This is a genomic window from Comamonas sp. SY3 (assembly GCF_041730275.1).
Lineage (GTDB): Bacteria > Pseudomonadota > Gammaproteobacteria > Burkholderiales > Burkholderiaceae_C > Comamonas > Comamonas sediminis.
Genome location: NZ_JBGTYN010000001.1, coordinates 252718 through 273541, shown reverse-complemented (window position 1 = coordinate 273541; position 20824 = coordinate 252718). Strand labels below are relative to the sequence as shown.

General features: G+C 63.5%; 19 protein-coding genes and 1 tRNA gene. 10 read left to right on the top strand and 10 right to left on the bottom strand.

The window, feature by feature from the left end:
• Positions 1–200: 200 nt before the first annotated feature.
• From ACCQ08_RS01195 to ACCQ08_RS01180, 4 genes are read left to right on the top strand one after another with little or no spacing between them, the layout of a single operon-like run.
• Entirely contained in the window at positions 201–857 is a 657-nt protein-coding gene (locus tag ACCQ08_RS01195) for a GDSL-type esterase/lipase family protein (protein ID WP_373448620.1), read from the top strand.
• Positions 858–914: 57 nt separating this feature from the next.
• On the top strand, positions 915–1253 hold the full coding sequence (locus ACCQ08_RS01190) for a hypothetical protein (RefSeq protein ID WP_239811346.1): 339 nt from the start codon (positions 915–917) through the stop codon (positions 1251–1253).
• On the top strand, positions 1250–1882 hold the full coding sequence (locus tag ACCQ08_RS01185) for a glycoside hydrolase family protein (protein ID WP_373448619.1): 633 nt from the start codon (positions 1250–1252) through the stop codon (positions 1880–1882). Before ACCQ08_RS01190 ends, ACCQ08_RS01185 begins: the two co-directional genes overlap by 4 nt.
• The gene (locus ACCQ08_RS01180) at positions 1879–2418 is read left to right on the top strand and encodes a hypothetical protein (RefSeq protein ID WP_373448618.1); all 540 of its coding nucleotides are present in this window, start codon (positions 1879–1881) and stop codon (positions 2416–2418) included. The genes ACCQ08_RS01185 and ACCQ08_RS01180 overlap by 4 nt, the downstream gene beginning before the upstream one ends.
• Before the next feature lie 313 nt (positions 2419–2731).
• On the opposite strand, the gene ACCQ08_RS01175 is transcribed toward ACCQ08_RS01180, so the two are convergent.
• A tRNA-Leu gene (locus ACCQ08_RS01175) sits at positions 2732–2816 on the bottom strand.
• A gap of 37 nt (positions 2817–2853) precedes the next feature.
• Here ACCQ08_RS01175 and cysM point away from each other — a divergent pair.
• Genes cysM through ACCQ08_RS01160 form a run of 3 tightly spaced genes read left to right on the top strand, consistent with a single transcriptional unit; the run spans position 2854 to position 4686 of the window.
• The gene (cysM, locus tag ACCQ08_RS01170; protein WP_373448617.1) at positions 2854–3765 is read left to right on the top strand and encodes a cysteine synthase CysM; all 912 of its coding nucleotides are present in this window, start codon (positions 2854–2856) and stop codon (positions 3763–3765) included.
• 38 nt (positions 3766–3803) lie between these two features.
• Complete coding sequence (locus ACCQ08_RS01165) at positions 3804–4430, top strand: NUDIX domain-containing protein (protein ID WP_239811350.1); 627 nt, start codon at positions 3804–3806, stop codon at positions 4428–4430.
• Positions 4431–4458: 28 nt separating this feature from the next.
• Positions 4459–4686, top strand: a complete 228-nt coding sequence (locus tag ACCQ08_RS01160; protein WP_027010629.1) for a sulfurtransferase TusA family protein — start codon at positions 4459–4461, stop codon at positions 4684–4686.
• Positions 4687–4759: 73 nt separating this feature from the next.
• Here the strand turns inward: ACCQ08_RS01160 and galU are convergent, their stop codons facing one another.
• From galU to hemC, 9 genes are all read right to left on the bottom strand, one after another.
• Positions 4760–5647 carry a UTP--glucose-1-phosphate uridylyltransferase GalU gene (galU, locus tag ACCQ08_RS01155; RefSeq protein WP_230771474.1) on the bottom strand — a complete coding sequence of 296 codons (888 nt, stop codon included), beginning with the start codon at positions 5645–5647 and terminating at the stop codon, positions 4760–4762.
• Positions 5648–5755: 108 nt separating this feature from the next.
• The gene (locus tag ACCQ08_RS01150; RefSeq protein ID WP_312834730.1) at positions 5756–8659 is read right to left on the bottom strand and encodes a valine--tRNA ligase; all 2904 of its coding nucleotides are present in this window, start codon (positions 8657–8659) and stop codon (positions 5756–5758) included.
• Positions 8660–8884: 225 nt separating this feature from the next.
• On the bottom strand, positions 8885–9460 hold the full coding sequence (locus tag ACCQ08_RS01145; RefSeq protein WP_239811352.1) for a YceI family protein: 576 nt from the start codon (positions 9458–9460) through the stop codon (positions 8885–8887).
• 46 nt (positions 9461–9506) lie between these two features.
• Positions 9507–10082 (bottom strand): YceI family protein, encoded by a 576-nt coding sequence (locus tag ACCQ08_RS01140; protein WP_239811353.1) that lies wholly within the window; start codon positions 10080–10082, stop codon positions 9507–9509.
• 32 nt (positions 10083–10114) lie between these two features.
• Positions 10115–10678 carry a cytochrome b gene (locus ACCQ08_RS01135; protein ID WP_239811354.1) on the bottom strand — a complete coding sequence of 188 codons (564 nt, stop codon included), beginning with the start codon at positions 10676–10678 and terminating at the stop codon, positions 10115–10117.
• A gap of 274 nt (positions 10679–10952) precedes the next feature.
• Positions 10953–12239, bottom strand: coding sequence for a heme biosynthesis HemY N-terminal domain-containing protein (locus ACCQ08_RS01130; protein ID WP_373448616.1), 1287 nt, complete (start codon positions 12237–12239; stop codon positions 10953–10955).
• 3 nt (positions 12240–12242) lie between these two features.
• Positions 12243–13388: a uroporphyrinogen-III C-methyltransferase gene (locus ACCQ08_RS01125; RefSeq protein ID WP_373448615.1), complete on the bottom strand. Its 1146-nt coding sequence runs from the start codon at positions 13386–13388 to the stop codon at positions 12243–12245.
• Entirely contained in the window at positions 13385–14221 is an 837-nt protein-coding gene (locus ACCQ08_RS01120; RefSeq protein ID WP_373448614.1) for a uroporphyrinogen-III synthase, read from the bottom strand. The genes ACCQ08_RS01125 and ACCQ08_RS01120 overlap by 4 nt, the downstream gene beginning before the upstream one ends.
• An 18-nt stretch (positions 14222–14239) precedes the next feature.
• Positions 14240–15160 (bottom strand): hydroxymethylbilane synthase, encoded by a 921-nt coding sequence (gene hemC / locus ACCQ08_RS01115; RefSeq protein WP_373448613.1) that lies wholly within the window; start codon positions 15158–15160, stop codon positions 14240–14242.
• Positions 15161–15329: 169 nt separating this feature from the next.
• Here hemC and ppc point away from each other — a divergent pair, with 169 nt between their 5' ends.
• The 3 genes from ppc (at position 15330) to ACCQ08_RS01100 (ending at position 20779) form a co-directional block, all read left to right on the top strand.
• A complete protein-coding gene (gene ppc / locus ACCQ08_RS01110; protein WP_373448612.1) occupies positions 15330–18215 on the top strand; it encodes a phosphoenolpyruvate carboxylase in 2886 nt (961 codons plus the stop codon).
• A 160-nt stretch (positions 18216–18375) separates the two neighbouring features.
• Positions 18376–18708, top strand: coding sequence for an SMR family transporter (locus ACCQ08_RS01105; protein ID WP_373448611.1), 333 nt, complete (start codon positions 18376–18378; stop codon positions 18706–18708).
• Between the two features lie 136 nt (positions 18709–18844).
• Positions 18845–20779, top strand: a complete 1935-nt coding sequence (locus ACCQ08_RS01100) for a trypsin-like peptidase domain-containing protein (protein ID WP_373448610.1) — start codon at positions 18845–18847, stop codon at positions 20777–20779.
• The last annotated feature ends 45 nt before the right edge of the window (positions 20780–20824 follow it).

Here is a 20824-nt window from a genome sequence, read left to right as displayed (position 1 = left end):
GTTCTTTTTTGAGGTTGATGTGAAGTGAACATACCTGTAATCGTCAAGTAGCTCGATGACGACTGTCCAAGGCGTTGATGGCATTGGGTGCTGAACCCGACCTCATACCAAGGTGCACCGGTTTGCCGCATCGCTTGGCTGGGCTGCCGTACCCATCTCTCATGCCATCTGGCCTCCTAGGAGCCCAATACGAAAAGAATATGACAATCCAAGAACTTCTCTGCAAAATCCTGCGCAAATTTTGCGTTCGTTGCTGTCCCTTGTCGGTAGAACTGAACGGGGACAGCATTCTGTTTGGCTGGGGCTGCGACAGCACGTCAGCAATGCAGATGCGCGCGCAGCGCCCTCGATGGACGCTGACGGACCGCAATGCCTGTGGTCTGCGGATGGCGGACTTCATGCAGGGCTACCAGGAGCCATTTCCTGGTGCGCCACCCGACATGTATCCCGCAGGTCCGCAGCCCGCATTCAAAGATGCCCTGCACCAGGCTCAGGTGATAGTGCTTGGTCTGGGCTTGAACGACTCCTACGGCTATCTGTCGCCGGAGGCCTACCGGCAGCAACTGCTGGATGCGCTGGCGGTCATTCGCAGTGCGGGCGCCGTCCCGGTGTTCACCGGCCTTGTGCCCATCCCCAGTGGCTACTACGACCCTGGGCAAGATGCCAATCTTCTGGCCTTTCAGCAAGTGATGCGCGATGTCGCGGAATCGCAGGGTGTCATCCATGCTGATTGGGACGAGGAGTACCAAGGCGAAGGGGACCTGCAGGACGACCATATCCATCGCAGCCAGAACGCGACGGACCGACTGACGGCCCGCTTGATCGCAGCCATTGACCGCGCGGCAAAGCGCGTCTGACCTGGCTGCACAACCCATGACCCGCTTCGGCGGGTCTTTTTATTTCTAGGAGGCCTGATGCAAAGCACAGACATCAGCATGCCGATGGCCAAGGCGACCAGTGCGGTCACGTTGGCCACCGCAGCACAAACGGACATGGCGGACAAGCTGGTTCAGGCCGCCACTGTCAACACCAGTGCCCAGACCTGGCACTGGGTCAATGCAATACCCTGGGGCGCGATCGCGTCGATCGTGGCGGCGCTCTACACCTCGCTGTTGATCTGCGAGTGGTTTTGGAAAAAGCTCTGGCGCCCCGCTTTCGAGCGCTGGGGGTGGCTGGCGCCGCGCAAGCCCTTGGTTACCATGACCCTCGACGACTTCCAGCACCTGAGTGACACACCAAGGATGGAGCCATGAGCCGGGTGCCCCATGCGCTGCGCACCGGCTTGATGGCCTTGGCTGTGCTGCTGGCCGGTGGTGGCGGCTATGTGGTGGCTGAGCGCGACCAAGTAGCCGCCCACACGATGGCTGCGCAAAACCCCTATATCCAGGCCGTTGCGGCCGACACGGGCACCTCGGATGCCATCAAGATTGCTCTGGTCATGGGCAGTTTTTACGAAAGCAGTTACCGCCATATCGGCAAGCCCTATGTGGACCGGCTGGGCAAGGGGGCGCCGCTGACGGTCTGCAATGGCCTCACCGGGCCCGATGTGGTGGCCGGGCGCTATTACTCACCGGTGGACTGCTATGGACTGGAAAAAAACCGCTACCTGGCATCAGAAGCCGCTGCAAAGTGGCTTTTTCGTTTTTGGGACCGGTACACGGTGCTGCAGCAAGCGGTGTTTATCGACTTCATCCACAACAAGGGCGAGGCCGCGTTGGCGGGATCGACCTTGCTGCGCAAGGCCAATGCCGGTGATGTGGCCGGTGCCTGCCGAGAAAACCTGCGCTGGAACCGCGGCACGGTCCATGGGGTGTCGGTAGTGCTGCCTGGCCTGCAAAGCCGCGGCAATGCCAACGGCGAGATCTGCGAGGAGGGCTTATGACCTTGCAGATCAAGCTGTTGCTGGCGGCCATCATGGCCGCGCTGGCCTTTTCGACGGGCTGGATCGCCAAAGGCTGGCAGACAAGCGCCCGCATTGCAGAGCTGCGTGCAGACCATATGCGAGCGCTGGCGGCGCGGGCCGAGGCTGCACGCAAAGACGAAGCCCATACCGCCCAACTGGAGAGCAAACATGCCCAAGATACGATTTACAACGCCGACCAACTGGCAGCCTTCAAGACTGGCATTGATGTGGATGTGCGCGCTGAGCTTGCCCGCGCTGAGCGCCTGCACCGCGACACCGACAGCCGAGCCGCCACTTATCGTGCGCAAGCCCAGGCCGACGCCGCTGCCCGCAGCGATCTTGCAGATAAAGCGGCAGCCCTCGACCGACAGCTTGCACAAGGCCTCGGCGTGGTCGCAGAACTCGGAGGCCATCTTAGGCGACGTGATGCGGAAGTAGCTGCACTGTGCAGTCAGGTGAATACAGAGCGCCGGCTGGGAGGCGACGATACCGACAAAGCCTGCGCTGCCCCTTGATCCCTCAGGCAAAGAGCCTCTCTGGCGCCATCGGCTGCCGGGGAGGCTTTTTTTGCGTTGAAGGGGCGCAAAGATCGATGACCCCACTGATTCGGAGGGGAAGAGCGGGTTCCGTTGGTGCCGTGTCAAGGCTGCGGCTGACCGCACCCCCCAACACCAACGTAACAAGGGGCTTGCCCTCTGGTTAGAATGTCGGCTGCTATAGTTTTTATACAAGCGCAACCTGTTTCAACCGCGAACGCCTAGCCATGCAGCACTCCACAACAGACAAAGAAAAAGCCGCTAAGTTGTTTAAACTTAACGGCTTTGAGTGTGGTGCCCGGGGCCGGAATCGAACCGGCACGCCTTGCGGCGGGGGATTTTGAGTCCCCTGCGTCTACCAATTTCACCACCCGGGCTGTGTCTGTATCGCAGCTCGCAATTATGGCACAAATAATGAGCTCCAATAAATACCCAACGATTGAAGATGCGATCGGCAAGACCCCCCTGGTGGCCCTGCAGCGCATTGGTGTTGACTACAACGAGGCCAATGGCAATGTGGTGCTGGGCAAGCTCGAGGGCAACAACCCGGCCGGTTCGGTCAAGGACCGGCCGGCGGTGTCGATGATCCAGCGCGCCCAGGAGCGTGGCGAGATCAAGCCTGGTGATACCTTGATCGAGGCCACCTCGGGCAACACCGGTATTGCATTGGCGATGGCTGCCGCCATCAAGGGCTACCGCATGGTGCTGATCATGCCCGAGGACCTGTCCATCGAGCGTGCACAGACGATGAAGGCCTATGGCGCGCAGTTGATCCTGACGCCCAAGAGTGGCGGCATGGAATATGCGCGCGATCTGGCCGACAAGATGGTGGCCGAAGGCAAGGGCATTGTGCTGGACCAGTTCGCCAACCCGGACAACCCGCGCGCCCATTATGAGACCACCGGCCCCGAGATCTGGGAGCAGACGGGTGGCCAGATTACCCATTTCGTCAGTGCGATGGGCACGACTGGCACGATCACCGGTGTGTCCCGCTACCTGAAGGAAAAGAACCCGGCGGTGCGCATCATCGGTGCCCAGCCGACCGAGGGCTCGCGCATCCCGGGTATCCGCAAGTGGCCTGAAGAGTACCTCCCCAAGATCTATGACCCCAGCGCGGTCGATGAGATGGTGTACGTGACCCAGAACGATGCCGAGGACATGGCCCGCAGCCTCGCCTGCGAAGAAGGCATTTTTGCCGGCATTTCCGCCGCAGGCGCCTGCCATGTCGCTCAGGAAATTGCGCGCCGTGAACGCAACGCTACCATTGTGTTCGTCGTCTGCGACCGGGGGGACCGTTATCTGTCCACTGGCGTATTTCCCGCCTAACGCGCACGCCGATCGGCGAGTGCCGGCACGAAAGCCTTATGCAATACGAAACGAAATTTTGCGTGAACTGCGCCACGGCGCTGCAATGGAAAGTGATGACCGAGGACAGCGGGGAGGTCAGCCGGCTGCGCTGCCCCGCCTGCGGCTGGACCCACTGGGGCAACCCCACGCCGGTACTGGCTGCCGTCGTCGAGAATGACCAGGGCCAGGTGCTGCTGGCGCGCAACGCCATGTGGCAGCCGGGCATGTTTGGCCTGATCACCGGCTTTATGGAGGCGGGTGAATCGCCCGAGGCCGGCATTGCGCGGGAGGTGCTCGAGGAAACCGGTTTGCAGACCAAGGCCCTGCGCCTGATTGGCTGCTGGGAGTTTTTGCGCATGAACCAGGTGCTGATTGCCTACCATGTGCGCGTGGCAGGTCGGCCGGAGGACGTGCGCCTGTCGCCCGAACTCGTGGAGTACCAGTGGAAGACCGCGCAGGACGTGCTGTGCTGGCCTTCGGGCACCGGCTATGCAATGGCTGAGTGGGTCAAGAGCAAGGGCGAGCCGGTGCGTTTTGGCGCCTTCCGCCCCAACAACCCCAACCCGGATCCCGATCCTGCCAAATGGCCGGTGAACTACTGGGAAGAGGATGCCCGCTTTGTGGTGGCACCCCGCCTGGACTGAGTCTGGCGATCAACAACGAATGAGCACGATGGATATTGACCAGGAAGTGGATACGCGCGGGCTGAACTGCCCGCTGCCGATTTTGAAGGCCAAGAAAGCCTTGGCCACGATGCAGAGCGGGCAACTGCTCAAGGTGGTGGCGACCGATACCGGCTCGATCCGGGATTTCCAAGCCTTTGCCAAGCAGACCGGCAATGAGCTGGTGGAGCAGCAGACCGTGGGTGAGGAGTTCATCCATATTCTGCGCCGCCGCTAGCCTGGCGCTCGCCTATTGCCAAACAAAGGCCTGCATCAGCAGGCCTTTTTAGTGCGTGAGGTTCCGCGCAGACTCAGATCTGCAGCTCTTTCAGAAAGGCTCGGAAATCGTCGCCCACATCCGGGTGCTGCAGCGCCAGCTCCACCGTTGCCTGCAGAAAACCTTCCTTGCTCCCGCAGTCATAGCGTTTGCCGCTGTAGCGATAGGCGTACACCGTCTCGCTGTGCATCAGGCGCTCGATGGCGTCGGTCAACTGGATCTCGCCACCCACTCCCTTGGGCTGGTTGCGGATCTCGTCGAAGATGCCGGGGGTCAGCACATAGCGCCCGGCCACGCCCATGCGCGACGGGGCTTTTTCCGGAGCGGGCTTTTCGACGATCTCGTCAATGCGCATCAGCGGGCCGCCGGCAGGCTCGCCCTTGACGATGCCGTAGCGCTTGGTATGTTCCAGCGGCACCTCTTGCACGGCCAGCAGCGAGCGGCCTTGTTTGGAGAACGCCGCCGTCATCTGGGCCATCACGCCCGGGCCGCCTGGCGCGCCGGTCATCAGGTCATCGGCCAGCAGCACGGCAAAAGGCTCGTTGCCTACCAGCGGCTCGGCGCACAGCACCGCATGGCCCAGGCCCAGGGAACGCGGCTGGCGCACAAACAGGCAGTTCATGTCATCGGGGCTGACGCTGCGCACCAGGTCCAGCATGGCCTGCTTGCCGGCGTTTTCCAACTCGTTTTCCAGCTCGTAGGCGGTGTCGAAGTGGTCTTCGATCGCGCGCTTGCTACGCCCGGTGACAAAGATCATGTCCCGTATACCGGCCTCGTAGGCCTCTTCCACCGCGTACTGGATCAGTGGCTTGTCCACCACGGGCAGCATCTCCTTGGGAGATGCCTTGGTGGCTGGCAAAAAACGGGTGCCCAGGCCAGCGACTGGGAAAACTGCTTTGCGGACACGGGTCGGTGTAGTCATAAATACTTGGGTTCCAGGACTTGGATGTGACAAAGGCGCAGCAAGCTGCGCCTTTGTGTGCAGGGCCAAGGGGCATTATGTGCTGATTTTTGCACGGCCCCGGCCGTTTCAGCCCAGGCGCTGGAGCTGCTCTTGCAGCTTGCCCAGCGAAGCGCCAAAGTCTGCCACGCGCTTTTTTTCCTGGTCCAGCACGGCAGCCGGTGCCTTGGCGCAGAAAGCCTCGTTGGACAGCTTGGCGTTGGCCTTGGTGATCTCGCCTTCCAGGCGCTTGATCTCCTTGCTCAGGCGCAGCTTCTCGGCTTCCACATCCACTTCGACAAACAGTGCCAGGCGTGCATCGCCCACCACCGATACCGGTGCATGCTGGGCTTCTGCCGCCCAGGTGGCCTCGTCGTCAAACACCTTGACTTCGCTCAGCTTGGCCAGGTTCTTGAGCACATCGGCGTTGGCGCGCAGGAAGGCAGCGCCATCGGCAGTGCCGGCCACCGTCAGCAAAGGCAGACGCTGGGCAGGCGAGACAGCCATTTCACCGCGCAGCGCACGGCAGGCGTCCACCATCTGCTTGATGCGTTCGACATAGGCGATGGCCTCGTTGTCGATCTTTTCAGGCTGGGCTTGCGGATAGGCGGCAATCGCAATCGATGCGCCTTCGCGGCCGGCCACCGGGGCGACCTTTTGCCACAGTGCTTCGGTCACGAACGGGATGATCGGGTGGGCCAGGCGCAGAATGGTTTCCAGGGTGCGGATCAGGGTACGGCGCGTGCCGCGTTGCTGGGCTTCGTTGCCAGTCTGGATCTGTACCTTGGCGATTTCCAGGTACCAGTCGCAGAACTCGTTCCAGACGAAGTCATAGATCGTGTTGGCCACGTTGTCCAGGCGGAACTCGGCAAAGCCCTTGGCCACGTCGGCCTCGGCCTTTTGCAGCTGCGAGACGATCCAGCGGTCCGGCTGGCTGAACTGCAGGTAGTCGCCAGCGGCGCATTGGTCCTTGCTGTGCTCGAGCAGGCCGCAGTCATGGCCTTCGCAGTTCATCAGCACAAAGCGCGAGGCGTTCCACAGCTTGTTGCAGAAATTGCGGTAGCCTTCGCAGCGCTTGCTGTCAAAGTTGATCGAGCGGCCCAGCGATGCCAGCGCGGCAAAGGTAAAGCGCAGCGCATCGGCGCCATAGGCGGGAATGCCTTCGGGGAATTCCTTTTGCGTGTTCTTGCGCACCTGCGGCGCGGTCTCCGGCTTGCGCAGGCCCACGGTGCGCTTGTCCAGCAGTGGCTCCAGTGCAATACCGTCAATCAGATCGACAGGGTCCAGCACATTGCCCTCGGACTTGGACATCTTCTTGCCCTGCGCATCGCGCACCAGGCCATGCATGTAGACATGTGTGAACGGCACGCGGCCGGTGAAGTGCGTGGTCATCATGATCATCCGGGCGACCCAGAAGAAGATGATGTCGTAGCCGGTCACGAGCACCGACGAGGGCAGGTACAGGTTGTAGTTGTCATCGGCGGCGTCCGTCTGGTCGGGCCAGCCCATCGTGCTGAACGGCACCATGGCCGAGGAGTACCAGGTGTCGAGCACGTCCGCATCGCGGCGCAGCGTCTTGCCCGGCGCCTGGGCCTGGGCTTCGGCTTCGCTCTTGGCGACATAGATGTTGCCTTCCTCGTCGTACCAGGCGGGAATCTGGTGGCCCCACCACAGCTGGCGCGAGATGCACCAGTCCTGGATGTTGTTCATCCACTGGTTGTAGGTGTTGACCCAGTTCTCGGGCACAAACTGCACCTGGCCCGACGCCACGGCATCGATGGCCTTTTGTGCAATGCTCTTGCCTGTGGGATCCTGGTCGCTGACCTTGCTCATCGCGATGAACCACTGGTCCGTCAGCATGGGCTCGATCACCTGGCCGGTACGGTCGCAGATGGGCACCATCAGCTTGTGCTTCTTGGTCTCGACCAGCAGGCCCTGGGCTTCCAGGTCGGCTACGATGGCCTTGCGCGCAACAAAGCGGTCCATGCCACGGTATTTTTCTGGCGCCTCGTCGTTGATCTTCGCCTCCAGGGTCAGCACCACGATCATCGGCAGCTTGTGGCGCTGGCCCACCTGGTAGTCATTCTGGTCATGCGCAGGTGTGACCTTGACCACGCCGGTGCCGAACTCGCGGTCCACATAGTCGTCGGCAATGATCGGGATCTCGCGGCCCACCAGCGGCAGGGTCACCGTCTGGCCGATCAGGTGCTGGTAGCGCGTGTCTTCGGGGTGCACCATCACGGCCACGTCGCCCAGCATGGTCTCGGGGCGGGTGGTGGCCACCACCAGCTGGCCTTCACCGCTGGTCAGCGGGTAGGCGATGTGCCACAGCGAACCGTCTTTTTCCTGGTTTTCCACTTCGAGGTCGGACACTGCAGATTGCAGCACCGGGTCCCAGTTCACCAGGCGTTTGCCTCGGTAGATCAGGCCTTGCTGGTAGAGCTTGACGAAGGTATCGGTCACCACCTTGGAGAGCTTGTCGTCCATCGTGAAGTACTCGCGGCTCCAGTCCACGGTATCGCCCATGCGGCGCATCTGCGTGGTGATGGTGTTGCCCGACTGTTCCTTCCACTCCCAGACCTTGGCGACAAAGTTCTCGCGGCCCAGGTCATAACGGCTTTGGCCGGCGGCCTGCAGCTGGCGCTCCACCACGATCTGCGTGGCGATACCGGCGTGGTCGGTGCCCGGAATCCAGGCCGTGTTGTAGCCCTTCATGCGGTGGTAGCGTGTCAGCGAATCCATGATCGTCTGGTTGAACGCATGGCCCATGTGCAAGGTGCCGGTCACATTGGGGGGCGGCAGCTGGATCGAGAAGTTCCGGTGTGCGGCCACCGATTCTGCATTGGGCGCACCGGTGCCGCGATAGCCGGCGTTGCCGTAGCCGCGCTTTTCCCATTCCGGGCCCCACTGGGCCTCGATGGCCGAAGGCTCAAAAGACTTGGACAGGCTATCGAGACCTGGTTGGGAAATCGGTTGGCTGTTGGTGTCGCTCATGGTGTGATCAATGGAAAACGGCACCACAGATCGGGATGCCGTTGAATAGCTTGGAATGAATAAGCTGATTTTAGCCCGGCTGCAGCGATGACTGGCCTGCGAGGGCTTGTCGCACCGATCTCCGCCGCCCGCGCCTCTGGCGCGCCCATAAAAAAACTGCCAGCCGCCGTCCATCGGCTGCTGGCAGTCTATGCGGTGGCGCACAGGGGTGCGCGCGCGTCGTGCTTACTGCTTCACCGCTTCGATCTGTACCACCAGGCGCACATTCTTCGCAGCGCCCCAGTTCACACCGTAGTCCAGACCGAAGGCGGTGCGGTCAAACGTGGTGTCGAAATCGCCACCGCAGACTTCGCGGTCTTGCAGCATCTTGTTGGGGTAGCAGTTGAACTTGCTCGCCTTGAAGGTGATGGGCTGGGTCTTGCCCAGCAGGGTCAGGTTGCCTTCCACCGATGCCAGCTTGTCGCCGTCAAACACGAACTTGGTGGACTGGAAACGCGCCTTGGGATGCTCGGCCACGTTGAAGATGTCCTTGCTTTGCAGGTGCTTGTCAAAGCCGGGCGTGCCGGAGTTGACCGAGGCGATGTCGATGCTGATATCGACGGAGCCGGTCTTGCCTTCGCGGTCCAAGGTCAGGGTGCCTTCTTTTTTGTCGAAGCGTGCACGGTTGGTGGTGGCGCCGTTGTGGTCGATTTCGAAGGTCGCAAAAGTGTGCGTAGGGTCGATCGCGTAGGTGGCTGGAGCCGCGTGCACAGCACCGGCAAACAGGGAAGCAGCGGCCAGGGCCAACAGGGATGTGCGCATCAGATTTCTCCTAAAGGGGTAAAGGAACAGGGAAACACAAAAAAGCTTAGAGCTTGCCAACACCGGTCAGCGCGAGCTTGAACTGCACCTGCACTTCATCGGCCACCATCGAGGTGTCCTTCCAGTCGCCATCACCGATGGCATAGGTCAGGCGCTTCAGCGGCAAGGTGCCGGCGGCCGTCGTGGTCGTGCCCGACTGGGTCAGCGTAACGGGCAGGCTGACCTTCTGGACGTTGCCCTTGATCGTCAGGTTGCCATCGACCTGGTACTTGCCGCCGCCCAGTGCCTTGACGGCAGTGGAGTCAAAGGTCGCTTGCGGGAACTTGGCGACATTGAACCATTCTGCCTTGGGCAGCTCGGCATCGGTTTCCTTGACGCCCATCGTGGCGCTGCCGGTATCGACCGAGAAATGGATCTTGCTGGCTTCGGGCTTGGCGGTGTCGAACGCGATCTTGGCATCAAACTTCTGGAAGTGGCCTTTAATCGGCACACCCATTTGCTTGGCTTCGAAATTCACGGCGCTTTGCGCAGGCACCAGCGCTTGCTGGGCCATCACCGGGGCGGCAAAGGCAGCCGCAGTCAGCGCGGCAGCGAACAGGGCGGTTGGGGAGAGCTTGGACATCGGATCAGACTCCAGTAAAAAAACGGTACGAATCAAGAAGCGCGGCCGGGCAGCATGCGGGAGAGCAGGCCGTCTCGGTCGATCAGCTGGTGCTTGAGCAGCGCAGCCACATGCATGACCACCAGCGCCGCCAACGTGTAGGCCAGGTAAGCATGCCAGGGCTTGAGTGTCTCGGCGAGTTCCGGGCTCTTGCTCACCAGGTCCGGCAGCGGCATCACCCCAAACAGCACGATCGGAAAGCCGGCTGCAGAGCTGTAGATCCAGCCGACCAGCGGTACGGCAAAGAACAGCGCATACATCAGGTGGTGAACGCCGTGGTGGGCGACATGTTGCCAGGCGGGCATCGCGCGGGCGGTCGCTTCGGGCAGAGCTGGTGGGCGGTGGGTAAAGCGCCACAGAATGCGCACGGCTGACAGGATCAGGATCGTCATGCCGGCCCATTTGTGCCAATTGAAGTATTTGAGGCGCGTGGGGGAGAAGGGCAGGCTGGTCATGTACAGGCCAAAGGCGAAGATGCCAATCAGGGCCAGGGCCAAAATCCAGTGCAGTGCAATCGCGGTGCCGGTATAGCGGGTGTTATTGGTCGTGGTAGCCATAAAAAACGCTGCAGCGAAGGATGCAGCGGAATTGTTTGAAGCGAGTGTAGGAGCGGATCAACCGGCAGAAGTTCAGCCCGATTGATGGCGAAGTTCAAATTAATTGAATTGATCGACCTTGTCCTGGATGGTTCCAGAACCAATCCTCATAAGCATATGCTGAGCAGGCAAAAACAGGCAGTTCTCAACGCGGTACTTACAACAGTTAAGACCGGGTAGTTTGTATCGCCTTGTACATCGGCCGGCGCAAACCGGCCCCGGCAGGATCGGTGCCTCAGCTTTGCTCGCCCGCTAGTGCCGCCTGCTTCCAGGCCTGGGCGGCGGCCGCCGCATCGCCGCGGTATTCGGCCTGCCGGGCCAGATGCTGCCAGGCGCGGCGGCGCAGCGACTCCTCCTGCAGCGAAGGCGCTGCCTGCTGCAGCCATTGCTGCGCCTTGCCCCAGAGCTGGCGCTGCAGGCAGGCGCATCCGGCCAGGTATTGCAGATACGCATCGTGCGGGCGGCGCTGCTGGGCCGCTTCGATGCGGGCCAGCCAACTGGCATCGAGCGCACCCATGCTGTCTTCGAGCACCCGCACCAGACGCTCGGCCTGCAGGCTGGGCAGGCCGTTGTTGCTGTTGGTGTAACGCTCCCAGGCCGGCAGCAGCCATTCGCGCATCTGCTGCGGGTCGCCACCCAGTTGCTGCAGGCGCCGCGCCGCATGGATGCCAACTTCAGGCAGATTGCGCTCGGCGGTGTCCAGGCTGCGCCAGGCCTGCATCAGCTGCTCGGGGTCATGGGCGTCGTTGATCAGCTCGGTAGCCAGGCCCTTGATGATGCTTTGCGCTGCAGCCGCAGAAAAAGCGCGGTGCTTGGCCAGCAGCCGGGCGGTGTCCAGCGCGGTCAAGGCTTGGCGCAGCTGGCGCGCGGCCTTGAGCTTGAGGCGCAACGCCAGGGTGCGGCGCGCTGCACCCTGCGGCAGGCGCGCCAGTTGTTCGATCGCGCTGTGGGCGTTGTGGTCATCCAGCGCCCACTGGGCGGCGCGCAGCTGGGTGCCTTCGGCCAGCTCAGGCAGGTGGCTGGCGCGGGGGGCGGTGGCTTCCTGCATCGCCATCTCCCAGTGCTGGTCGCGCTGGGCCTGGTCTTGCAACGCGTGTGAGCTTTCGGCAGCCAGCACATGGCCCAGCACACGCAGCTGCAGGCCATGGGGGATCGCGGCGCCGCTGTCCTGCAAGGCTTGCTCCTGGGCCAGCGCCGACAGTGCGGCCTTGCGGGCCCGCACAAAGCGGCCCGCCTGCAACTGGGTGACGGCATCGAGCGCGGCGCCATGCATCGCCCGCTCCTTTTGCTGGATGCGCCAGCGCTTGGCCTGGCGCGGCAGCTCGAACATCGCGCTGACGCCGCGCAGCGCGCCATAGACCAGTACAAAGGCCAGCAGCAGCAGCACAACGACCAGGTTCAGCGAGAAGTCTATGCGGTAGGGCGGCCAGTGCAGGGTGACGCTGCCCTGGTTGCTGCCGGCAAACAGCGCCGCCGCCACTGCAACGGCAAACAAACCGATCAACCAAATTGCGGCTCTCATCGCTTAACGTCCTGCGGCAGCGGTGGCCAGCGCCGCGAGGGTGTCATTGGCGCGGGGCACTTCCACATCCTGCATCGCCTGCTGGAGCTGGTTGATCTGCTGGGCCGCCTGCTGGCCACGTCGTGACGAGACATCGAAATACTTGTGCACTGCATCGGCGGCAGCGGCCAGGTCATTGCGCGACGCATTCATCTGGCGGCCCAGCAAGGCCATGCGGGCATTCATGATGCGAAGTTTGAGGTTTTCGCGGACAAAGAATGCCTGGGTAGGCGAGAGCAGCACGGCATCGGGGTAGTCGATGCGGCGCACGCGCACCAGGCTGCGGGCTTCCTCATGCACCACGCCCCATGCGGTGGACAGCGCAGAAAGCCACCAGCTAGGCGCGGCGGGATCGTCCGCGGTCGCATTGGCGCTGGCAGAGGCCGTCGCGGCTGCGGCGGGCGCTGGCTGGCCCGTCCGGCCCCGGGCAGGTGCGGAACGGCGCGCGTTCTTATCCAGCACATCGTTTTGCAGCGGCAAATCATCGATCTGGCGCAGCACATCATCCATGCGGGCAAGCAGACCGGCGGTGTCGAGCGATTTGCTGGTGGCGATGCGGTCCAGGTCCCGCGCAATGGCGCGCTGCAACGGGGCCAGCCTTGGTTGTGCGGAGACGCTCACGCGTTGCTGGGCGATCTTCAGCGCGCTGACGAGCGGGTCGGGGCTGCCGCTCAATTGGCTTTGCTGCATCGCAAAGCGCACGGCACTTTCGATGTCGCCGACCATCGTGTCATCGCGGTTGCGCGAGAGGCTTTGCACCAGCTCTTCCAGCTGGCCGCGCTGCAGCGCCACTTCGCCGACACGCGCTTCCATCACCGACATGCGTGAGGCGGTATCGCGTGAGACGTCATCAGCCTGGCGGGCCAGGGTGCGGGCTTCCACCGCCTGGGAGCGTGAGTCGGCGCTTTGCAGTGCCAGCTGCTGCTGGATATTGTTGAGCCGTTGCCAGAGCATGGCCGCACTGATGATCGCTATCGCTGCAGCAACGCCCAGGGCCACGGACGTCCAGACCCAGGCTTGCGGCAGGCGGGTACCAGCAGGGCTGACCGGGCTGGGGGCGGGGGTCGTTGGGGAAGGCGTGGGGTTCAGTGCGTGCTCGGGCAGCGTCATAGCGCAGATTCTAACGACGCCACCACGTCTTCCAACGAAGGCCTGCACTGCTGAATGTGGACAAATCCTGCCGCGCGGGTGGCTTGGGCGATGCGTGCATGGGTGGCGAGCGCCTGGGCAGGTGCCAGAGCGGCAGCGCCGAATCTGTTGCGTAAATGCATCACTGCCTCGGAACTGCTGAACAGCCAGATGCTGCCATCGGCCAACGCCTGGGTGGCCAGTGCCAGCTGTGCCGCTGTCCACGCGGGCGCCTGGCGCTGGTACACGCCAACAAAATCCACGCCGATACCGGCCTTCTGCAATTGGCGGGCAAGCCATTCGCGGCCCGAGCCGGTGACCAGTTGGTCGATGGCAGTGCCCGCACTGGCACCCCGCACCACCAGCACGCGCCGGCCCGATGCCGCCATCGCGGTGGCTTGGGGCCCCACCTCGGCCCATAGCGATTCAGAGTCGAACTGCGGCGCATCGGTCGCTGGCTGGTCGATCAGCGCGCTGGGAATGCCCAGTGCCTGGGCTGCGCGTGCCGTACCGGGCCCGGGGCACCACAGCCGGGTAGCGGAGGCGCTGCGCGGCTGCCCGGCCAGCGCCTGCACCAGCGCCGGATCCAGAAAAAAACGGGCTGCATTGGTGCTGACCAGCATCAGCGCGCCATAGCGTGCCCAGTGCTGACGCGCATCCATGCGGGCTGCCTTGTGGGCCGGGCTGTCGGCCGCAGCAATGTCGATCAGCGGCAGCGCGTCAGCCGCCCATCCGCGCTGGCGCAGCTGGGCCACCCAACCTTCCGCTTCAGGCTGCGGGCGGGTGATGATGATGCGGCGCTGCGGCTGACCCATGGCAATCGGGGCCAGCGCTCAGCGGCGCACCTGCGCACCTGCTTGCTGCAGCAGGGACGCCACATGCTGGCCCAGTGCATCGGCGTTGGCCAGGTCGGTCACGGCGGCGCTGGCCTGGGCAGACACCAGCGGCGCATTCGGGTTGATTTCATCCCCCCAGGCGGCGCGCAGCCACAGCTGTTCGCCTTTCCATTCGCCGTGTGCCGCCAACGGCATGGAGCAGCTGCCGCCCATGCAGCGGCTGACGGCGCGCTCGGCCGTCACCGTCTGCCAGGTGGCCTGGTCGGCCAGACCGGCAAACAGGTCCAGCAGATCCTGCCGGTCGCTGCGCACCTCAATGCCCAGCGCGCCCTGGCCGGCGGCCGGCAGCATGGTGTCGGTGCCGAAAGCGTGGCGGATGCGTCCATCCAGCGCCAGGCGCTTGAGGCCGGCCGCCGCCAACACGATACCGTCGTACTGGCCTTCGTCGAGCTTGCGCAAGCGGGTGTTGACGTTGCCGCGCAGCGGCTGGACATCGAGGTCAGGCCGCAGCGCGCGCAGCAGCACCTGGCGGCGCAGGCTGGAGGTGCCGACGACCGCACCCTGGGGCAGATCCTGCAGGCTGGCGTAGTGGTTGGAGACCCAGGCATCACGCGGGTCTTCGCGTTTGAGCACGGCGGCCAGCGCAAAACCCGGGGGCAGCTCCATCGGCACATCCTTGAGCGAGTGCACGGCCAGATCGGCGCGGCCGGTCTCCAGCGCCGTCTCCAGCTCCTTGACGAACAGGCCCTTGCCGCCGACCTTGGACAGGGTGCGGTCCAGAATCTGGTCGCCCAGGGTGGTCATCCCCAGCAGGCCGACCTGGTGGCCCAGGCGTTGCAGGATATGTTGCACATGTTCAGCCTGCCACAGGGCAAGCTGGCTTTCGCGGGTGGCGATGGTCAGGGACAAGGAGCTCATGGGATGGGGCGCCACGCCTGGCCGGTCTGCGCTTTACAGGCGGCGGGCACGATACGTGGTCAACAAGCGGTTCACAACAGGCGGCTGATGCTAGCATGTGCAGCGCCGCTCTTTGGCGCAGTGCGACTTTGGGGCGGCGTGGATCTTTCAGCCCTTTGCTTCTTCGCCCATGACCACTGCCAGCAAAAAAGACACCCCTGCAGTCGCCAAGCCCCCGGCGCGCAAAACCAAGGCGGGCAGCACTGCCGCCACCCAGGCCATCACCCGCCGCGCCGACAAGGACCAGCCCTTGATGGACGACATCCGGCTTTTGGGCCGGATTCTGGGCGATGTCATCCGTGAGCAGGAGGGCCAGGCCGCCTTCGATCTGATCGAGCAGGTGCGCCAGCTGTCGGTGGCCTACCGCCGCAATGACGACCAGGATGCGGAGAAATCGCTCAAATCGCTGCTCAAAGGCCTGTCAGGCGACCAGACGGTCAGCGTGATCCGCGCGTTCACCTATTTCTCGCACCTGGCCAACCTGGCCGAAGACCGCCACCACATCCGCCGGCGCGAGATCCATGAGCGCGCCGGTAACACGCAAGAAGGCAGCATCGAGGTGGCGTTGGCGCGTCTGCGCTGGGCGGGCATTCCCGTCAAGGCGGTATCACAGACACTGGCGCACAGCCTGATCTCGCCTGTACTCACCGCCCACCCGACCGAGGTGCAGCGCAAGAGCATTCTGGATGCCGAGCGTGCGATTGCCGCGTTGCTGGTGGAGCGCGATGATATTGCCCAGCGCGCCCAGCTCTTCAACAGCAGCAAGGATACGTTGACGCCGCGCCAGCTGGCCGACAACGAGCTGCAACTGAGCGCGCAGGTCACCCAGCTGTGGCAGACGCGGCTGCTGCGCTACTCCAAGCTGACGGTCGAGGACGAGATCGACAACGCGCTGAGCTACTACCAGGCCACGTTCCTGACCGAGATCCCCAAGCTCTACGCCGCGCTGGAGCGCGAGCTGGGCGAGCGCGACCTGGCCACCTTCTTGCGCATGGGCCAGTGGATTGGTGGCGACCGCGATGGCAACCCGAATGTCACCGCCAAGAGCCTGCAGGAGGCGCTGCGCCGCCAGTCCGACCTGGTGCTGCGCCACTACCTGACCGAGGTGCACTACCTGGGCGGTGAGCTGTCGATGTCCCAGCGCCTGGCTGGCACCACCGCCGCGTTGCAGGCGCTGGCGTCACGCTCCCCCGATACCAGCCAGCACCGCGAGGACGAGCCCTACCGCCGCGCGCTGATCGGCGTCTATGCGCGCCTGGCCGCGACCTTGAAGAACCTCAGCGGCGGAGAGGCCGCACGCCATGCGGTGGCGCCGCAAAACCCCTATCTGGCGAGCGAGGAGTTCCTGGCCGATCTGCGCGTCATCGAAGACTCGCTGCGCGACAACCATGGCCGCGCACTGGCCGAGCAGCGGCTGTCACCGCTGATCCGTGCGGTGCAGGTGTTCGGCTTCCACCTGGCGACGGTCGATCTGCGGCAAAGCTCGGACCAGCACGAGGCCGTGATCAGCGAGCTGCTGGCTACGGCCGGGCTGCAGGCCGATTACAGCCAACTGAACGAGACAGCCAAGCGCGAGCTGCTGCTGCAGTTGCTCAGCGATGCCCGCCCGCTGCGCGTGGTGGGTGCCAGCTACAGCGAGCGCTGCCTCAGCGAAATGGCGATCTTCGAGCGTGCACGCCTGTCGGTGCAGCTCTATGGCCAGGACGCCATCCGGCACTACATCATCAGCCACACCGAGTCGGTCAGCGACCTGCTTGAGGTGCTGCTGCTGCAAAAAGAGGTGGGCTTGCTGAGTGGGCGCATCAACGATGGCCAGTCGCGCGCGACCTTGATCGTGAGTCCGCTGTTCGAGACCATCGACGACCTGCGCCATGCGGCCACCATCATGCGCGAGTACTATGCGCTGCCCCATATCGCCGCGCTGATCCAGCGCAGTGGTGCCGAGCAGGACATCATGCTGGGCTACAGCGACAGCAACAAGGATGGCGGCATCTTCACCAGCAACTGGGAGCTGTACCAGGCCGAGCTGGCGCTGGTGGCGCTGTTTGACGAGCTGAGCCAGCCCAACCCGGTGCAGCTGCGCCTGTTCCATGGCCGGGGCGGTACCGTCGGGCGTGGCGGCGGCCCCAGCTACCAGGCGATCCTGGCCCAGCCGCCAGGCACCGTGCGCGGCCAGATCCGCCTGACCGAGCAGGGCGAGGTGATTGCCTCCAAGTACGCCAACCCCGAGATCGGCCGGCGCAATCTGGAGACGCTCGTGGCCGCCACGTTGGAGGCCACGTTGCTGCAGCCCACCAAGCCTGCCAGCCAGGCATTTCTGGATGCGGCCGCTGATCTGTCGGCCGCCAGCATGGCTGCCTACCGCGATCTGGTGTACGGCACCAAGGGCTTCGAGAGTTATTTCTTCAGCTCCACGCCGATCCGCGAGATTGCCGAGCTCAATATCGGCTCGCGCCCTGCATCGCGCAAGGCCAGCCAGCGCATCGAGGATTTGCGCGCCATTCCCTGGGGCTTCAGCTGGGGCCAGTGCCGCCTGACCTTGCCGGGCTGGTATGGCTTTGGCTCGGCCGTGCAGGCCTTTGTCAGCCAGGAGGGCAAGACCGCCAAGCTGCAATGGGCCTTGCTGCAGAAGATGTACCGGCAGTGGCCCTTCTTCCGCACCCTGCTGTCCAATATGGACATGGTGCTGGCCAAGAGCGACATGGCGCTGGCGTTGCGCTACAGCGAACTGGTGGCAGATACGCGTTTGCGCAAGCGCGTGTTCCAGGCCATCGAGGCCGAATGGAAGAGCACCGCCGAAGCGCTGGCGCTGATCACCGGGGAGGCCAACCGCCTGGCCAACAACCCGGCGCTCGAGCGCTCGATCCGCCACCGCTTTCCCTACATCGATCCTCTGCACCACCTGCAGGTCGAGCTGATCCGCCGCTGGCGCAATGGCGAGGACAATGAGCGGGTGAAGACCGGTATCCATATCTCCATCAACGGCATTGCCGCTGCGCTGCGCAATACCGGTTGAGGTGATCCGGGCGGGGCACCTTGCCATTGGCAAGCGTCTGCCCCAGCGTGACGAGGCCCTGGCGGCACGCCGGGGCCTTTGTTATTTTGACGGGGCGGCTGGCTTGTCTGCCTTTGCAGCGCAGCTGCCCACCAGAAAGAGAAACGAAAAAGGAATCGTGATGAATGCCTATGTCTACCTGGGTGGGGCCATTGCGCTGGAAGTGATGGCCACCACCGCGATGAAGTCCTCCGAGGGCTTTACCCGCCTGGTGCCCAGCCTGATTTGCGGCATTGGCTATGTGCTGTCGTTCTACCTGCTGGCGCAGACCTTGAAGACGGTGCCCACCGGCATTGCCTATGCGATCTGGTCGGGCGTGGGGATTGTGGCGATCTCGCTGATCGCCTGGGCCTTGCATGGGCAAAAGCTCGATGCCGGAGCGATGGCGGGCATGGGCTTGATCATTACCGGGGTGCTGGTGATCAACCTGTTCTCGAAGTCGGCAGGGCATTGATGCTTGGTGTCCATGGATACGTTGGCCGCAGCTATTGACTCGCAAACTTCATTAGCGATTTCTAAAATAAATCTTAGAATGCTTGGTTTTGTATCGATAGCACTGAAGGGGTACCGGCATGGGGTGGATGGCAAAAATGGGGGCGGCCAGTCTGGTCAGCTGGGGCGCGATGGCGGGATTGGCTGCTGCGGCGGGTTCGCCGGGCCAGACCGATCAGGTCTTCAAGGTGCCGGCGCTGGAGCAGCCAGCGGGTGTGCCGCAGGAGTTTGTGCGTACCAAGAGCATGGAGGCCGGTCTGGCCATCCAGCCCGTCGCGATTGACCTGGGTGAGTGGGCAGGCCTGAAATCCACCCCTGAGTTACCTGTGCGGATCATGGGTGCCTCGCGCACCGTGCCGCAAGCCCAGTCGGCCACGCAGACGGCGCAGCTGCTGCAATGGCGCACATCGGCCAACGGCGGCGCCGTGGCGGCCTTGAGCGTGCGCTCTGGCGGTGCCCAGGGCATGCGCCTGGGCCTGGTGGTGGAGCAGTTGCCTGGCAGCGCGATGCTGCGCCTCTATACCGACCACCAGCCTTCGGCAGTTTTCGAGATCGCAGGCCAGCGCGTCATGCAAATCCTGCAGGCCAACCTGGATGCGGGTGACCGCAGCGAAGCGGGCCGCACCTGGTGGACACCCAGCAGCTCGGGCGAGCAGGTGACCCTGGAGATCGAGTTGCCTCCAGGCACCTCGCCAGCGCAGCTCAAGGTGTCGCTGCCGCAGGTCATGCATATCTACGAGAACCTGTCGCTGCCGCAGGGCACGGATGAGGTGGATGCAGTGCAAGAGGACGCCAAGTCCCTGCCGCTGGGCAATCCGGTGGATTGCCATCTGGATGTCAACTGCTATCCCCAGCTGCAGCTGGAGCGCAAAGGCGTGGCCCGCATGGCCTATGTGACCGAACGCATGGCCGATGGCAGCTACTACTATGGGCTGTGCACCGGCAGCCTGCTCAATGACGCCCAGAGCTCGAGGACGCCGTATTTCCTGACGGCGGCGCACTGCATGTCGACCCAGACCCTGGCATCGGCGCTGGAGACCGACTGGTTCTATACCTCCACCCGCTGCTCCAGCAACAGCCTCTCCCCGAGCAGCGTGAACCTGCGCAATGGGGCCCAGCTGCTCTACAGCAGCGCCAACCCGGATGTCACCTTGCTCAAACTCCATGACACGCCGCCGGCTGGCGCCGTGTTCCTGGGCTGGGACAGCAGCATCGTGCCGAACAACACGCCTGTGGTCGGTGTGCACCACCCCGATGGCGGCTTGCAGAAAATCAGCATGGGGGTCATGTCCTCGCGCTATGACTGCCACCTTGATGGCCAGAGTGTGTTCTGCACCTCTGCACCCAATTCCGGCAACTACTACTATGTGCCCTGGTCCATGGGCCTGACCCAGCAGGGCAGCAGCGGCTCGCCGCTGTTCAACAACGGCGCCGTGACCGGTGTGTTGACCGGCGCATCGGAAGCGAGCTGCCGCGCCAATGGTGCCGGTGCCTACAGCTTCTACCCCAGTCTGAACAGCGTGATGCCCGCCTTGCGTAAATGGCTGGTGGATGCCGGTGGTGGCGCGACCACCCCTCCCGCATCGGGCCGCATTCCGGTTTACCGCTTCTACAACACGCAAAATGGCACGCACTTCTTCACTGCCAACGCGCAGGAGCGTGACGCCTTGATCCAAGGTGCCCCGAGCTTCCAGTATGAAAATATCGGCTTCTATGCGTCCACGCAGACGGCTGCAGCGCCACAGGCGGTCTATCGCTTCTACAACACCCTCTCGGGCTCGCACTTCTATACCATCAACGCCGACGAGCGGGCGTTTGTGATCGCGAACTATCCGCAGTTCAATGCAGAAGGGGAGGCCTGGTATGCGCGCCAGGCAGCGGGAGAGGGCTCGGTGCCCATGTACCGTTTCAACAATACCCTCACCGGTGCGCACTTCTACACCACCAATAGCGCAGAGCGTGATTTTGTGGAGCGGACCTATCCACAGTTCAGGTTCGAGGGCGTGGCCTACTACGTCTGGGGCAGCCAGTAAGGCGGCTGCACCGACCGCGCCTGACCGCCGGCTGGAGGGTGGTCA

Excerpts from the sequence above, each read along its gene's own strand:
- ACCQ08_RS01195 (WP_373448620.1), top strand. The coding sequence starts at position 201 with ATGACAATCCAAGAACTTCTCTGCAAAATCCTGCGCAAATTTTGCGTT.
- ACCQ08_RS01190 (WP_239811346.1), top strand. The coding sequence starts at position 915 with ATGCAAAGCACAGACATCAGCATGCCGATGGCCAAGGCGACCAGTGCG.
- ACCQ08_RS01185 (WP_373448619.1), top strand. The coding sequence starts at position 1,250 with ATGAGCCGGGTGCCCCATGCGCTGCGCACCGGCTTGATGGCCTTGGCT.
- ACCQ08_RS01180 (WP_373448618.1), top strand. The coding sequence starts at position 1,879 with ATGACCTTGCAGATCAAGCTGTTGCTGGCGGCCATCATGGCCGCGCTG.
- cysM (WP_373448617.1), top strand. The coding sequence starts at position 2,854 with ATGAGCTCCAATAAATACCCAACGATTGAAGATGCGATCGGCAAGACC.
- ACCQ08_RS01165 (WP_239811350.1), top strand. The coding sequence starts at position 3,804 with ATGCAATACGAAACGAAATTTTGCGTGAACTGCGCCACGGCGCTGCAA.
- ACCQ08_RS01160 (WP_027010629.1), top strand. The coding sequence starts at position 4,459 with ATGGATATTGACCAGGAAGTGGATACGCGCGGGCTGAACTGCCCGCTG.
- galU (WP_230771474.1), bottom strand. The coding sequence starts at position 5,647 with ATGACTACACCGACCCGTGTCCGCAAAGCAGTTTTCCCAGTCGCTGGC.
- ACCQ08_RS01150 (WP_312834730.1), bottom strand. The coding sequence starts at position 8,659 with ATGAGCGACACCAACAGCCAACCGATTTCCCAACCAGGTCTCGATAGC.
- ACCQ08_RS01145 (WP_239811352.1), bottom strand. The coding sequence starts at position 9,460 with ATGCGCACATCCCTGTTGGCCCTGGCCGCTGCTTCCCTGTTTGCCGGT.
- ACCQ08_RS01140 (WP_239811353.1), bottom strand. The coding sequence starts at position 10,082 with ATGTCCAAGCTCTCCCCAACCGCCCTGTTCGCTGCCGCGCTGACTGCG.
- ACCQ08_RS01135 (WP_239811354.1), bottom strand. The coding sequence starts at position 10,678 with ATGGCTACCACGACCAATAACACCCGCTATACCGGCACCGCGATTGCA.
- ACCQ08_RS01130 (WP_373448616.1), bottom strand. The coding sequence starts at position 12,239 with ATGAGAGCCGCAATTTGGTTGATCGGTTTGTTTGCCGTTGCAGTGGCG.
- ACCQ08_RS01125 (WP_373448615.1), bottom strand. The coding sequence starts at position 13,388 with ATGACGCTGCCCGAGCACGCACTGAACCCCACGCCTTCCCCAACGACC.
- ACCQ08_RS01120 (WP_373448614.1), bottom strand. The coding sequence starts at position 14,221 with ATGGGTCAGCCGCAGCGCCGCATCATCATCACCCGCCCGCAGCCTGAA.
- hemC (WP_373448613.1), bottom strand. The coding sequence starts at position 15,160 with ATGAGCTCCTTGTCCCTGACCATCGCCACCCGCGAAAGCCAGCTTGCC.
- ppc (WP_373448612.1), top strand. The coding sequence starts at position 15,330 with ATGACCACTGCCAGCAAAAAAGACACCCCTGCAGTCGCCAAGCCCCCG.
- ACCQ08_RS01105 (WP_373448611.1), top strand. The coding sequence starts at position 18,376 with ATGAATGCCTATGTCTACCTGGGTGGGGCCATTGCGCTGGAAGTGATG.
- ACCQ08_RS01100 (WP_373448610.1), top strand. The coding sequence starts at position 18,845 with ATGGGGGCGGCCAGTCTGGTCAGCTGGGGCGCGATGGCGGGATTGGCT.